This window comes from Bradyrhizobium sp. USDA 4538 (assembly GCF_024171045.1).
Taxonomy (GTDB): domain Bacteria; phylum Pseudomonadota; class Alphaproteobacteria; order Rhizobiales; family Xanthobacteraceae; genus Bradyrhizobium; species Bradyrhizobium australafricanum.
The window spans coordinates 4071108-4083947 of the sequence record NZ_JALJZE010000001.1 but is presented as its reverse complement, the minus strand read 5'-3'; the positions used below and the strand labels follow the sequence as shown (position 1 = coordinate 4083947).

At 64.7% G+C, this 12840-nt stretch carries 13 protein-coding genes; 5 read left to right on the top strand and 8 right to left on the bottom strand.

Annotated elements, in window-relative coordinates; translation table 11 throughout:
* Nucleotides 1-109 precede the first annotated feature (109 nt).
* A complete protein-coding gene (locus J2R78_RS18365; protein ID WP_253606010.1) occupies nt 110-1378 on the top strand; it encodes a DUF805 domain-containing protein in 1269 nt (422 codons plus the stop codon).
* 187 nt (nt 1379-1565) lie between these two features.
* Here J2R78_RS18365 and J2R78_RS18360 read toward each other — a convergent pair whose 3' ends face one another.
* Together J2R78_RS18360 and J2R78_RS18355 are read right to left on the bottom strand one after the other, a co-directional pair.
* Nucleotides 1566-2522, bottom strand: coding sequence for a DMT family transporter (locus tag J2R78_RS18360; RefSeq protein ID WP_028343556.1), 957 nt, complete (start codon nt 2520-2522; stop codon nt 1566-1568).
* Nucleotides 2523-2753: 231 nt separating this feature from the next.
* Nucleotides 2754-3242 carry a Fur family transcriptional regulator gene (locus J2R78_RS18355; RefSeq protein WP_026191999.1) on the bottom strand — a complete coding sequence of 163 codons (489 nt, stop codon included), beginning with the start codon at nt 3240-3242 and terminating at the stop codon, nt 2754-2756.
* A gap of 167 nt (nt 3243-3409) precedes the next feature.
* On the opposite strand from J2R78_RS18355, the gene J2R78_RS18350 reads away from it, so the two are divergent.
* The 4 genes from J2R78_RS18350 (at nt 3410) to J2R78_RS18335 (ending at nt 8303) form a co-directional block, all read left to right on the top strand.
* Nucleotides 3410-3889: a MarR family winged helix-turn-helix transcriptional regulator gene (locus J2R78_RS18350; protein ID WP_085970781.1), complete on the top strand. Its 480-nt coding sequence runs from the start codon at nt 3410-3412 to the stop codon at nt 3887-3889.
* Nucleotides 3882-5054 carry an HlyD family secretion protein gene (locus J2R78_RS18345; RefSeq protein WP_253606008.1) on the top strand — a complete coding sequence of 391 codons (1173 nt, stop codon included), beginning with the start codon at nt 3882-3884 and terminating at the stop codon, nt 5052-5054. Before J2R78_RS18350 ends, J2R78_RS18345 begins: the two co-directional genes overlap by 8 nt.
* A 97-nt stretch (nt 5055-5151) precedes the next feature.
* The gene (locus J2R78_RS18340; RefSeq protein WP_253606006.1) at nt 5152-6708 is read left to right on the top strand and encodes an MDR family MFS transporter; all 1557 of its coding nucleotides are present in this window, start codon (nt 5152-5154) and stop codon (nt 6706-6708) included.
* A gap of 284 nt (nt 6709-6992) precedes the next feature.
* A complete protein-coding gene (locus tag J2R78_RS18335) occupies nt 6993-8303 on the top strand; it encodes an ABC transporter substrate-binding protein (protein ID WP_057016785.1) in 1311 nt (436 codons plus the stop codon).
* 215 nt (nt 8304-8518) lie between these two features.
* Here the strand turns inward: J2R78_RS18335 and J2R78_RS18330 are convergent, their stop codons facing one another.
* The 6 genes from J2R78_RS18330 to pcaH form a co-directional block, all read right to left on the bottom strand.
* Nucleotides 8519-9688 carry a Gfo/Idh/MocA family protein gene (locus J2R78_RS18330; protein WP_253606004.1) on the bottom strand — a complete coding sequence of 390 codons (1170 nt, stop codon included), beginning with the start codon at nt 9686-9688 and terminating at the stop codon, nt 8519-8521.
* A 16-nt stretch (nt 9689-9704) separates the two neighbouring features.
* Complete coding sequence (locus J2R78_RS18325) at nt 9705-10559, bottom strand: shikimate dehydrogenase (RefSeq protein WP_253606002.1); 855 nt, start codon at nt 10557-10559, stop codon at nt 9705-9707.
* A gap of 21 nt (nt 10560-10580) precedes the next feature.
* Nucleotides 10581-11045, bottom strand: coding sequence for an SRPBCC domain-containing protein (locus J2R78_RS18320; protein ID WP_253606000.1), 465 nt, complete (start codon nt 11043-11045; stop codon nt 10581-10583).
* 11 nt (nt 11046-11056) lie between these two features.
* The gene (locus J2R78_RS18315) at nt 11057-11380 is read right to left on the bottom strand and encodes a helix-turn-helix transcriptional regulator (RefSeq protein WP_092090579.1); all 324 of its coding nucleotides are present in this window, start codon (nt 11378-11380) and stop codon (nt 11057-11059) included.
* 143 nt (nt 11381-11523) lie between these two features.
* Nucleotides 11524-12126: a protocatechuate 3,4-dioxygenase subunit alpha gene (pcaG, locus tag J2R78_RS18310; protein WP_253605998.1), complete on the bottom strand. Its 603-nt coding sequence runs from the start codon at nt 12124-12126 to the stop codon at nt 11524-11526.
* On the bottom strand, nt 12127-12828 hold the full coding sequence (gene pcaH / locus J2R78_RS18305; protein ID WP_253605996.1) for a protocatechuate 3,4-dioxygenase subunit beta: 702 nt from the start codon (nt 12826-12828) through the stop codon (nt 12127-12129).
* Nucleotides 12829-12840: the final 12 nt, after the last annotated feature.

The following is a 12840-nucleotide window of genomic DNA, read 5'->3' as shown; positions in this document are numbered from 1 at the left end:
CGTAAATCGATACCGTCCGCAATTGCGCCTGAAGGCCACAATTGTCCGCTCAGCAATAGGGAAACGTAAATCTTCGCCGCTAGAGTGCTGCCGTCTGCCGGAGATGGTCGTGCATCCCACCGCGTCGATCGCCACCTGTTTCAGGAAGTTCGCTGATTTCACCGGACGGGCTTCGCGTGCCGAGTTCTGGTGGTTCTTCGGCTTTTGTCTGCTGCTCCTGCTCGCAGCCCATCAGCTCGACAAGACGGTCTACGCCGCCGTCGCAATAGCGCTGCCGCTGTTTGCCGTGACGGCCCGGCGCTTCCACGACAGTGGCCTGACCACCGGCCTTGCGGTGTTCTTCGCCGTTGCGCCGTTTGTCATCTTCTACTTCTTTTCCGCTGTCCAGGATCGCATCGAGGCATGGTTTGGCGTGCACGTGCCGTATGGATTGATCGCCGCGATCCCGGCGACCTGCGCCTTTGCTTTCTCTGCCTTCTGCTTCCTCGCCGCACTCGGCCGCCGAAGCCTGCAGACCGCTTCGACGGCACGGGCGACGTCCGGCGTCGATTCATCGGAAGCACCTCCGCCTGATCCGGCCGTGCTCGCCAGGCGAGAGGCGGAACGCAAGGTCTCCGGTTTTTCCAAAGCCGTCATGGCCGTATTCGCGATCCCGGCGGATGGCGGGACATCGGCCGTCGCCGACAAAACCGACCCCGGCGTCACTGCCGCGTGCGGGATCGTCGTCGATCTCTGCGCGCGTTACGGACACGGCATCACCTCACCGCCATTCAACGCGCTGTTTTCCGGATCAGGGGCGCGACTTGAGGCCGCCGGCTGGCACGCCCTACCGGACGGCGGCGCGGAGATCGACCTGAACCATCGCGCAAGCACCAGCATCGTGCGCAATTGCGCAGTTGAACTGCGCAAGGACGCGGGACAGACCGACATTGCCGGCCTGCTGCACAAGGAGAAAGAGCAGTTGCAGGCGGCCGAGACGGCGACGCCGGAACAGGATCGGACGACGGCCTATTACGCGCTCGACGGAGCGGGCGCAGCCGGATTCATTGCGATCGAGAAGCTGCGTCAAAGCTACAACACCTATTTCCGAATCCGCATCTGCCTTGCCGAAGGGCATGGGCGCGCCGCGATGGAGACCCTGCGATCGTCGACGCTCTACCAGGCATTCCGCCACGCGTTCTCCGATGGCGCGCCGCCCTATCCCGCGTTCGGCCAGAGAATCATCAAGGGCTATCAGCCGATCCTCTACCGGGACGGACTCGGCATCTCACTCGAGGTCACCGAACTCGGAGCCGGGAGCGCAAAAATGCTTGCCGGCCGCGGGCTGCATCTTCCGCCGGTCTACGTCGATTTCGAGATGCATGAGCGGATGATGTAACGGGACTGCGCTCCGGTTGTCTGCGGCATTCCGCTCCTCTTTGCTCGTCATCCTGAGGCGCGAGCTCTTGCGAGCCTCGAAGGATGAACGGCCCGGCTGCCGGCTGGGCCGTCGTGCTTCGAGACGCGCGTTCCGCGCTCCTCAGCATGACGGGGAGAGAGTTGAGCGCACGGCACCCAGGTTAACCTCACGCCGGCACGTTGGGATCCGGCGTCACCTTCGGGTCGGGCTTGTTGACGAGATAGAGCCCTGCGATCACCAGCAGCGCGGCGACGCCGAACACCGCCGTCAGCGTGTCGTGCATGATGAAATAGGCCGCGACGACGCCGAACAGTGGCGTGACGAAGGTGAAGGCCGACAGCTTGCTCGCGGAGTAGGTTTTCACCATCGCGAACCAGATGACAAACGTGCAGCCCACCACCCAGACCGCCTGATAGGCGAGCAGCGAGATCGACAGCGCGCTCGGCACATGCTCGATGCGCTCGCCCGCGATCCAGGCGGCGAGGCCGAGGATCGGAATCGAGATCGCGACCTGGTAGCCGAGCGCCTTTTCCGGCGCGGCCTTGCGCAAGCCCGTGCCCTTGGCGACCAGCGTAGTTGCCGCCCACAGCGCGCCGCCGCCGACCACCATGAGGTCGCCGAGCAGCACCTTGGCATCGACGTTCGGCTGCGGCACGCCGATCGCGAGCGCGACGCCGGCAAAGCTCAGCGCAAGCCCGCTCCACTGCACGGTCGAGAGACGCTCGCCGAGGAACTGGTGCGAGCCGAGCGCAACGAAGAACGGAGCGGTGTAGAGGAACACCGAGGCGCGCGAGGCCGAGGTGAAGACCAGTCCGGTGAAGATCAGCACGAACTCGCAGCCGAACATCAGCCCGGCGATGATCCCGGGCACGAGCGTGCCGTCGCGCTCGAAGAATTTGACCCCGCGCAGGTGGCCGACGATCAGCATCACCGGCAGCGCGCCGGCGGAGCGGATCATCGCCTGCAGCATCGGCGGCACGTCGGGCAGCGCAAGCTTGACCGCGAGCTGGTTGAAGCCCCAGCTCACGCACAGCATCAGCATCACGGCGATGGCGCCGGGCGGCAGCCCGTGTCCGACGCTGACGGGCCTTGTGACGCTGGCGGAGATCGCTTGGGTCGACATGTTTCCTCGCGGGCCGGCTTGGTGCCGTGTTGTTAATTGCCGGTTGGGCTCCCTCGCCCCGCTCTTGCGGGGAGAGGGTTGGGGTGAGGGGCCGTCGCCGCAAATTCGATAGAGGCGAGCGTGCGGAGAGTCCCTCTCACCCGAAATTCGCTACCGCGAATTTCGACCTCTCCCCGCAAGCGGGGCGAGGTAGCTCGAAAGCAGTGCGAGTTAGCTGAAACCATCGCGCCATCACGTCTTCTGGCAGTGCGCACAGGTGCCGGCGATCTCGACGACGGAGAGTTTCGGGATGAACCCCGAGGCCCGCGCCGCCGCGGTCAGGCTTTGCGCGACGGGGGCGGCCGGGATCTCGCCGACCGAGCCGCAATGGTCGCAGATCAGGAACGCCACCATCGAGGTCTCGTCATGGTCATGCGCGCAGGCGAGGAAGGCGTTGCGGCTCTCGATGCGGTGGACGAGGCCGTTCTCCATCAGGAAGTCGAGCGCGCGGTAGACGGTAATCGGTGCCGGCCGCGGCATCGTCTTGGCCAGCTCGTCGATCACCTCATAGGCGCCGAGCGGGCGATGGCTCGACAGCAGCGCCTGTAGCACCTGACGGCGGATCGGGGTGAATTTCTGGCCGCGGCGCGCACAAACCTGCTCGGCATGCGCCATCGCGTCCGCGGCGCAGCGGCCGTGATCGTGGTCGGGGGCAGGAAATGTCGGCTTGGCCAAGCTCATTGCCTCGATATGTAGCATTTGCGCGCCCGTTCCCAAAGCCCGGCTCCAAACCCCGGTCCGTCGCCGCGTTGCAGCCATGCCCGCAATGCGGGGCAGCCTCGCGTTAACCGGGCATGCAGAAATCATAAGCAAGCTTATTATATCCTAAGCTTATGGAGGCAGGATCGATGCGCGGTTCCGTGGACACCGATTTCTTGTTTACGCTGGGCGAAGTGTTCCGGCTGATCCGCGTCTATGCGGACAAGGAGGCCGCACGCTACGGCATCACCCGCGCGCAATGGGCCGTGCTGTCCAAGGTGGAACGCCAGGAAGGGTTGAAACAGACCGAGCTCGCCGAGCTGCTCGAGGTGCAGCCGATCACGCTGACGCGGCTGATCGACAAGCTCTGCGACAATGGCTGGATCGAACGCCGCAGCGACGAGAACGATCGCCGCGTGAACCGCCTCTATCTGAAGAAGGCCGCCCGCCCGCTGCTCGGCAAGCTCGCCGGCCTCCGCTCCGAACTCACCGCGACCGCGCTCGAGGGCATCAGCCCCGCTGACGCGTATCGCCTGCTCACCCAATTGGAATCGATCAAGGAAAACGTTCGCAATGCCGTCCAGACCCCAGCCGGCGAGCCCTCCCGAAAGGAACAGCGCTATGGCTGAACCCGTCCTCAAGCTGGCGCCCGAGCAGAAGAGCAATCCGGGCGAGCCCAGCCCGTCGGGCAAGGCCAGCCGCGCGCCGCGCCGTCGCCTGATGGCGGGCCTGCGGCGCTATCGCCGCACGCTGCTGCTGGTCGTGCTGCCGACGCTCGCTGCGATCGGCGGCATCGTGTTCTATCTCAATGGCGGCCGCTATGTCGGCACCGACGATGCCTATGTCGGGGCGCAGAAGGTGCTGATCACGCCGGAAATCTCCGGCAAGATCGACAAGATCGTCGTGAAGGAAGGCCAGCACGTCAAGAAGGGCGACGAACTGTTCGAGATCGATCCGGTGCCGTTCCGCCTCGCGGTGGCGCAGGCCAAGGCCGCGCTCGACCAGACCAGGACCACCTATGACAACCTAGTCGACAACATCAAGATCAACGGCAGGATGCTGGAATTCGCCCAGCAGAGCATCGAATTGAAGAAGCGCGACGTCGAACGCAAGTCGACGCTGGCCAAGCAGAATTTCGGCTCGCAGCTCGACCTCGACAACGCGGCGAACGCGCAAGTGACAGCCGAGAGCCTGGCGCAATACATCAGGCAGCAGATCTCCAAGGACAAGACGCAGCTGCTCGGCGACGTCGACCTGCCGATCGAGCAGTTCCCGCCCTACGCCCAGGCTAAGGCCAAGCTCGACGACGCCCAGCGCAATCTCGACCACACCGTGCTGCGCGCGCCGATGGATGGCGTCGCGACCCAAGTCGACCAGATCCAGCTCGGCCGCTTCGTCGCCGCCGGCTCGCCGGTGTTCTCGATCATCGATGTCGACCATCCCTGGGTCGACGCCAATCCGAAGGAAAGCGACTTCACCTATGTCGCGGTCGGCCAGCCGGTTGAGCTCGACGTCGACGCGTTCCCGAACCATCGGTTCAAGGGCAAGGTCGGCTCGCTGTCGCCCGGCACCGGCGCGCAGTTCGCGATCCTGCCGCCGCAGAACGCGACCGGCAATTTCGTCAAGGTGGTGCAGCGCGTGCCGGTGCGGATCTATTTCGACGAGAACGATCCGTTCGTGAAGAAGCTGAAAGCTGGCATGAGCGTCTACGCGACGATCGACACCAACCACCGCCGTACGCTGGCCGGCCTGCTCGGGCTGGCGCCGGCCTCGGCGCACCCGGACCACGAGTAGAGAGAAGAAGCGGTCGATCATCGACCGCAGAGACAGTGCGCCCCCTCTCCCGCTTGCGGGGGAGGGGGTTTCCAACGCTCGAACAGGACCGACCTGAATGAATGCACCGTCACCATCCGCCGTACCCGGCATGCGCCGGAACATGGTGACGATCTGCGCGATGACCGCGACGATCATGCAGGCGCTCGACACCACGATCGCCAACGTCGCGCTGCCCTATATGCAGGGCTCGCTGTCGGCCTCGCAGGACCAGATCAACTGGGTGCTGACCTCCTACATCGTCGCGGCCGCGATCATGACCGCGCCGGTCGGCTGGATCGCCAACCGCTATGGCCGGAAGCGCATCTTCATCATCTGCTCGGCCGGCTTCACCGTCGCCTCGGTGTTCTGCGGCCTGGCGCAGGACATCAACCAGATGGTGCTGTTCCGCCTGCTGCAGGGCGTGTTCGGCGCGGCGCTGGTGCCGCTGTCGCAGGCGGTGATGCTCGACTCCTACGCGCTGCATGAGCGCGCGAAAGCGATGTCGATCTGGGGCATGGGCGTGATGATGGGCCCGATCATGGGACCATCACTGGGCGCGTGGCTGACCGAGACCTATTCCTGGCACTGGGTGTTCTTCGTCAACCTCCCGTTCGGTGCTATCACGGTGCTCGGGCTCGCGGTCTTCATGGACGAGACCAAGCAGGACCTCAATCTGCGCTTCGACTGGTTCGGGTTCGGCGCGCTCGCGGTTGCGATCGGTTCGCTGCAGCTCGCGCTCGACCGCGGCGAGCAGCTTGGCTGGCTGGAATCCAACGAGATCATGATCGAATTCATCGTCTCCGCGGTCGGCTTCTACTATTTCTTCGCCCATTCGCTGACGACCAGCCGGCCGTTCATCCAGTTCGCGCTGTTCAAGGACAAAAACTTCCTCGGCGGCTGCGTGTTCATGACTGTCATGGGCCTCGTGCTGTATTCGACCATGGCGCTGTCCTCGCCCTATCTGCAGAATGTGGTCGGCTACCCGATCATCACCGCGGGCCTGTTGTTGGCGACCCGCGGCGCCGGCACTTTCGTCGCGATGATGCTGGTCGGCCGCATGATGCGCTATATCGAGGCGCGCACGCTGATCATCTCCGGCCTGGCGCTGACCGCGGCCTCGCTGTTCCAGATGACCGGCTGGACCGACATGACGCAGGCCAACGAGATCATCGTCGTCAGCGTGGTCCAGGGCTTCGGCTTCGGCCTCGTGTTCGTGCCGCTGTCGACGGTGGCGTTCATGTCGCTGCCCAACCATCTGCGCACCGACGGCACCTCGATGCTGACGCTGCTGCGCAACGTGGCAAGTTCGGTCGGCATCTCGATCGTGATCGCGCAGCTGACGGAAGGCGGACGGCGGATCTACGCAAAGCTGTCGGAGCAGATCAATCCGTTCAACCACGCGCTGCAGATGCCCGACGTATCGGGCATGATCAACCTCAACACCGATGCCGGCCGCGCGATGGCCGACAAGATGGTGGCGGCGCAGTCGCAGATCATCGCGTTCTCGCACGACTACCAGCTGGTGATGCTGTTCATCCTGGTCTCGATCCCGCTCGCGCTGATGATCGGCTCGACCAAGGCCACGCTGCGCTCGCAGTCCACGCCGTCGGACCATGCCGCGGTGATGGAGTAGGTTTTCGCCCTACGTTCTCCGAGTGTCGGGGCGATTGGTCACACCGTCATCCTGAGGCGAGAGCACTTGCGAGCCTCGAAGGATGCACGGCCCCGTTGGTGGCCGTCGACCCTTCGAGACGCGCTACGCGCTCCTCAGGGTGACGGTGAAAGAGTGAGGACGCCCCTCCGAAAGCGCAAGACGCCGCAGCCGCGAGCCGCGTTGACTTTCCGACCTCGCCTCCCAATACTCCGCGAAAACAAGCAGGACCCGTCACACAACTGACGGTTTCAGGGGAGGACGCGATGCCGACTTCACGCAGGACGCTGCTGAAGACTTCAGCGGCTGCCGCCGCTGCTTTCAGCTTGGATTGGACACGGGCGCAGGCGCAGGCCGAAACGGTCCGGATCGGTGTGATCTACGACCTGACCGGCCCGTTCGCCGCCGGCGGCTCGGTCGCCTCCTCGATCGGCACCCAGATCGCGATCGACCTCGTCAACGAGAAGGGCGGCATCGGTGGCAAGTACAAGATCGCGCCGGTCAACGTCGATTCCCAGAGCAAGCCTGATGTCGCGATCAACGAGGCCAATCGCCTGATCGACCAGGAGAAGGTCGACATCCTCAACGGCGTGTTCGCAAGCTCCCACGCGGTGCCGCTCGCCGCCAAGGTCGAGCAGCAGAAGCGGATCCTGTGGATCACGACCGCAGTCTCGACCGCCGTGTTCAAGGACAAGAACCTGCAATACGTATTCCGCGCGCAGATCCATTCCGACCAGTACGGCCAGGCCTTCGCGAGCTTCATCAACGAGCACGCCAAGGCCAAGCTCGGCATGGAGCCGAAGGACGTTAAGGTGGCGCTGATCCATGAGGACGGACCCTATGGCGTCGGCGTCGCCGCCGCGGACGAAGCCTTCGCCAAGGAGGTCGGGCTCCAGGTCGCGCTGAAGGAGGGCTATTCCGCCTCCGCGCCCGATCTCTCGGTGCTGGTCACCAAGCTGAAGCGCGCCAAGGCCGACGTGATCTCGCATGCCGGCTACAATCCCGACATCACGCTGTTCCTGCGCCAGGCACGCGAGAGCGGGCTGAAGTTCAAGATGCTGTTCGGCGCCGGCGCGGGCTACAGCCAGCTCGACAAGCTGCGCGCGACCTTCGGCGCCGACATCGACAATTTCTGCAACATCGATCCGGTGCCGGCGCAGCTGCTCGATCCCGCCAAGCTCGCGCCGGGAATCGGCGACCTCACCAAGACCATGGTCGCGCGCTACCGCGAGAAGACCAATGCGACCGAAGTGCCGCCGCACTGCTCGATGGGCTTCAACCAGACCTGGATCCTGCTCAACAATGTGCTGCCGGTCGCCAAGGAGAAGTACGGCGGCTTCGATCCCGAGGCGATCCGCAAGGCGGCGCTCGACGTCGACATCCCCGCAGGCGGCACCATCCAGGGCTATGGCGTGAAGTTCTATCCGCCGGGCACGCCGCTGTCCGGCCAGAACGAGCGCTCGACGCCGGTCGTGATGCAGAACGCCGGCGAGCGCATCACCGTGGTGTGGCCGACCAATATCCGCACGCAGGATCCGGTGTTCCCGCTGCCGAAGGGCTCGGTCTACGCGGCGTAGGGACGATCGTTTGCTGTGCGGCTCGCCGGAGAATTATCCCCGTCATCCCCGCGCAAAGGCTTCGCCTTTGTCGCTGGAGGAGCCCGCACTTGCGGGCGTCTCGAAGGATCGACGGCCACCGGCCGGGCCGTGCATCCTTCGAGACGCGCTACGCGCTCCTCAGGATGACGGGTCTGGCGTGAGTATACCCGCGTAATCTCGTCGTTCCCGCCACCCTACAGCACCACCCGCCTGCCCTCATCCGCCGCCCAGTAGCCGGCGTAGTTCACCCTGGTCGTCTCATACGCCAGCGCGAGGTCCGCGAGGGGCTGCCGGCCAGTCGCAATGCACTCCATGAAATCCTGGATCTCCTGCAGGTAGCCGCGGGTCCATTCTTCCTCGAGACAGACATATTGCCAGCCGGTTTTGCGATCGACCTTTTCGGTGATGTAGACGGAGGCGAGCTTCTCCTCGCTCGTCTGGTAGCTGGTCAGATGCGTGTTCGGGGTGATGTTGGCGAATAGCGAGCCGCCGCTCGTATAGGTCTCGATCAGGTTGCGCACGCCGCCCATGATCATGTCGCCGGAAAACACCGTCGCCTTGGTGCCGTCGGAGAAGGTTGCGGTCAGCGTGCCCCAATCCTCGACATCGACCGGCTTGGCCTTGATGTAGGCGCGCTCTTCCGGCTTGAGGCCGGCGGTGACATTGCCGACGTCACAGGTGACGCTTGCGACCGTGATGGCCTCGCCGCGGGCTTTGGCCTCGACCTGCTTGAGATAGAGCACCGCCGACAAGGGATGGCAGCCCATCCGGATCAGCGAGCCGCCGCCGCTCATCGCCCACTCGGCGGCATGCGCCGCATGCGAGCCGGAATGGCTCTCCTCGCCCTTCATGAACAGGATCTTGTCGCCTGTCGCGCGGATGATCTCCGCGGTCTTGGTCACCGCCGGCGCGTAGATCCAGTCCTCGGCATACATGAAGAGTTGTCCGCTTCGCTCGATCGCGGCGCGGGTCACCTCCATCTCCTCCATCACCCGCTGGTACATCAGCGCTTTCGGCACGTACCTGCCGATCGGCGCCTTGTCACCGTCGCGGCCGAAATAACCGCTGAACGGCTTCTCGCAGATCACGTGCTTGCCCGCCTGCATCGCCTCGACGATCATCCCGGCATGCAGATTGGGCGGCGTGCAGATGTCGATGACGTCAAGCTCGCGGTCGGCGACCAACTCGGCGAAGCTGCGATAGGCGTTCGGGATTGCGTGCTTGCACGCGAACGCATTGACATGATCGCCGCGCGCCGCGACCGCCCTCACCTCGACGTCGACGCCATAGACGCGCCGGTAGGCAACCATGTGCAGCTCCGACACGAAGCCGCAGCCGGCCAGCCCGATCCTGATTTTTGTCATGTGATGTCTCCGCCCTTCAGGCGGGCGGAGAGTAGCGTGCGGCCATCACCGCGTCGAACGCATTTGCCATGACATCAGTCGAAGGCATCATCGTCGTGAACAATTCGAACGCGTCCGCTGCTGCGTAGATCGCAAGATCGCGCCCGGTCAGGACTTTGGCGCCCTTGGCCTTGGCCGCCAACAGCAGCGGCGTCCACAGCGGCGTGTAGACGGCGTCGGCGACCCACATCGACGGATGCAACAAGCCGTCCGGCACAGGACTGTCGCGGCTCGGCAGCATGCCGACCGGCGTTGCGTTGACGACGCCGGTCGCGCCATCGACCGCGGCCTCGATGCCGGCGACACCACGAACCGCATGACGGCCGGCCAACTGGCCGGCCAGCCACGCGACCTTCGCGGCATCAGCGTCGAAGATGCGGAGCCCACCAACGCCGAGGATGGCGAGCGCGAAGGCGATCGCCTTGCCGACGCCGCCGGCACCGATCAGCGCGATCGGGCCGCGCGGCGCTGACGCAAGCAGCGGCGCGATTGCGCGCGCAAAGCCGGTCGCGTCGGTGTTGTGTCCGACCAGCCGCGTGCGATCGACGACGATGGTGTTGACCGCGCCGATCGCACGCGCATCGGGTGCGAGGTCGTCGAGCAGCTCGACCACCGCCTCCTTGTAGGGAAAGGTGACATTGACGCCGGCAAAGCCGAGCCGCCGGATGCCGTCGAGCATCGCGCGCAGCTCGTCGCGGCCGGCGCCGTTGACCTCGATGAGCTGGTAGTGGACGCGAACGCCGAGCGCTGCTGCGGCCGCTTCGTGCATCGCAGGCGCCGCCGAATGCGCGATCGGATAGCCAATCAGCCCCGTCAGGAAACGGTCGCGCATTGTCCCTCACGTCAGTCGCGTTCAGCTCATGCGGTCGAGCCGAGCATAGCTGTCTTCCATGCCGTGCTCCATGCCGGTCGCGAGCATCGCTGCGCGCGTTTCGGCATCCGGCAAGGTCATCCGCATCGTCATCAAGGTGCCGTCGCCGTCGGGCGCAAAGCGCGTCTCGACATGATTGTCCGGCGTCGGATCCGGCAGATGCATGCGCTCGACATGCACGATGCGGCTGAACGGTTCGAGCGCGAGATATTCGCCGGTCAAATGAAAGCCGCCGCCCTTCCCGTCGGTCCATTCGTAGCGGATCCTGCCGCCGGGCTTCGCCTCGCTGATGCAGACCGGCATGGTCCAGCCGTCGGGACCGAGCAGCCATTTCTGCAACAGCTCCGGCTCGGTATGCGCCCGATACACCGCCTCCGGCGGCGCGACGAAGCGCCTGATCACGACGACATAGCGGTCGCCTTCGGTCTTCAGCGTCAACTTGCTCATGGGGATACCCTTCACTGCTCAGGCTTCATTGCGGCCAGCACGTCGTCCAGCCGGTCGTAATTGGTTTCCAGCGCACGGCGCAGCATGCCGAGCCATTGATCGATCTCGGCCACCGCCGTCGGCGCGAGCCGGCACGGCCGCTTGGTGCCTTCGATGCGCCGCACGATCAGGCCGGCGCCCTCGAGCACCTTGAGATGGCGGGAGATCGCGGGCTGGGTCATGTCGAACGGCTCGACTAGCTCCATCACAGTCGCCTCGCCCAGCGCGAGGCGCGCCAGGATCGCCCGGCGGGTCGGGTCGGCGAGCGCGGAAAAGGCGGCATCGAGGTTGGCCATGTTTGATCTCAAATCAGTTATATAAATTATATATTATATAACTTATCGCGCATGATCAAGCAAAATCCGTTGCGGCGAACGCGCGCAGCGGATTTTTCGGTCGTCCCCCGATGTTGGATTGGCGCGCCGCTGGCGGCGCGCAGCTAGACGTCGAAGAACACGGTCTCGTTGTCGCCCTGCAGATGGACGTCGAAGGTGTAGACGCTGCCCGCGCCGGCCTTGCGCCTGGCGATCAGCGTCGCGCGGCGCTCGGCCGGCACCAGTGCGAGCGTAGAATCAGCGGCGTTGCCGGCTTCGTCGTCGAAATAGATCCTTGTGTAGAGGTGCAGCAGCATGCCGCGCGCGAACACCGCGAGCCCGATATGCGGCGCCTGCGGCTTGCCGTCGGCATCCGGCACCACGCCCGGCTTGATGGTGTCGAAGGCGTAGCCACCGCTCTTGTCGGTGCCGCAGCGGCCAAAGCCCTTGAAGCTCGAATTGGGCAGCGCGCGCGCATCCTGCGGATCGGAGAAGCGGCCCTGGCTATCGGCCTGCCAGATCTCCAGCATGCAGTCCGGGATCACGGCGCCGTCGCCGTCATAGACCTTGCCCTCGACGCGGATGCGCTCACCCGAGACGTCAGGCGTCAGAAGGTTGTTGGTAAAAGCGTCGTTCCATTCATATTCGCCGTTCGGCGTCAGGCCATACTTGAAATAGGGGCCGACGGTCTGCGAAGGCGTGATTCCATCAGGACGCGGGTTCGACACTTACCTGGTCTCCATCGGCGTGGCACTCTGCCCGCGCAGCACGATATCGAAGCGGTAGCACAGCGCCCATTCCGGCTTGGTGTTCTCGAGATCGAACGACGAGATCATCCGCGCCCGCGCCTTCTCGTCGGTCACCGAGTTGAAGATCGGATCGAACGGAAACAAGGGATCGCCGGGGAAATACATCTGGGTCACCAGCCGCGAGACGAACGAGTGGCCGAACACCGAGAAGTGGATATGCGCGGGCCGCCAGGCGTTATGGTGATTGCCCCACGGATAGGCGCCGGGCTTGATGGTGATGAACTTGTAATAGCCCTTGGCATCGGACTGCGTGCGGCCGGCGCCGGTGAAGTTGGGATCGAGCGGCGCCGGGTGCTGGTCGACGACATGGATGTAGCGGCCGCAGGCATTGGCCTGCCACAGCTCGACCAGCGTGTTGGGCACGCCGCGGCCGTCCTCATCGAGCACATAGCCGTGCACAATGATGCGCTCGCCGAGCGGCTCGCCCTTGGCCTGGATGGTGAGATCGTTGTCGTGCGCGCGCACGGTCTCATGACCGTAGACCGGCCCGGTCAGTTCCGAGAGCGTGTGCCGCATCGGGATCAGCGGCTTTTGCGGCGAACGCTTGATCGCGCTCCGGTACGCAGGCGACAGGCGCGCGGGATGGACGCTGTTCGAAGCGACAGGGTAGATCAACGTCATGAGCTTTCTCCA

Coding starts and splice junctions, on each gene's coding strand:
- J2R78_RS18335 (WP_057016785.1), top strand. CDS start 6,993: ATGCCGACTTCACGCAGGACGCTGCTGAAGACTTCAGCGGCTGCCGCC.
- J2R78_RS18355 (WP_026191999.1), bottom strand. CDS start 3,242: ATGAGCTTGGCCAAGCCGACATTTCCTGCCCCCGACCACGATCACGGC.
- J2R78_RS18320 (WP_253606000.1), bottom strand. CDS start 11,045: ATGAGCAAGTTGACGCTGAAGACCGAAGGCGACCGCTATGTCGTCGTG.
- J2R78_RS18330 (WP_253606004.1), bottom strand. CDS start 9,688: ATGACAAAAATCAGGATCGGGCTGGCCGGCTGCGGCTTCGTGTCGGAG.
- J2R78_RS18315 (WP_092090579.1), bottom strand. CDS start 11,380: ATGGCCAACCTCGATGCCGCCTTTTCCGCGCTCGCCGACCCGACCCGC.
- J2R78_RS18340 (WP_253606006.1), top strand. CDS start 5,152: ATGAATGCACCGTCACCATCCGCCGTACCCGGCATGCGCCGGAACATG.
- pcaH (WP_253605996.1), bottom strand. CDS start 12,828: ATGACGTTGATCTACCCTGTCGCTTCGAACAGCGTCCATCCCGCGCGC.
- J2R78_RS18345 (WP_253606008.1), top strand. CDS start 3,882: ATGGCTGAACCCGTCCTCAAGCTGGCGCCCGAGCAGAAGAGCAATCCG.
- J2R78_RS18360 (WP_028343556.1), bottom strand. CDS start 2,522: ATGTCGACCCAAGCGATCTCCGCCAGCGTCACAAGGCCCGTCAGCGTC.
- J2R78_RS18350 (WP_085970781.1), top strand. CDS start 3,410: ATGCGCGGTTCCGTGGACACCGATTTCTTGTTTACGCTGGGCGAAGTG.
- J2R78_RS18325 (WP_253606002.1), bottom strand. CDS start 10,559: ATGCGCGACCGTTTCCTGACGGGGCTGATTGGCTATCCGATCGCGCAT.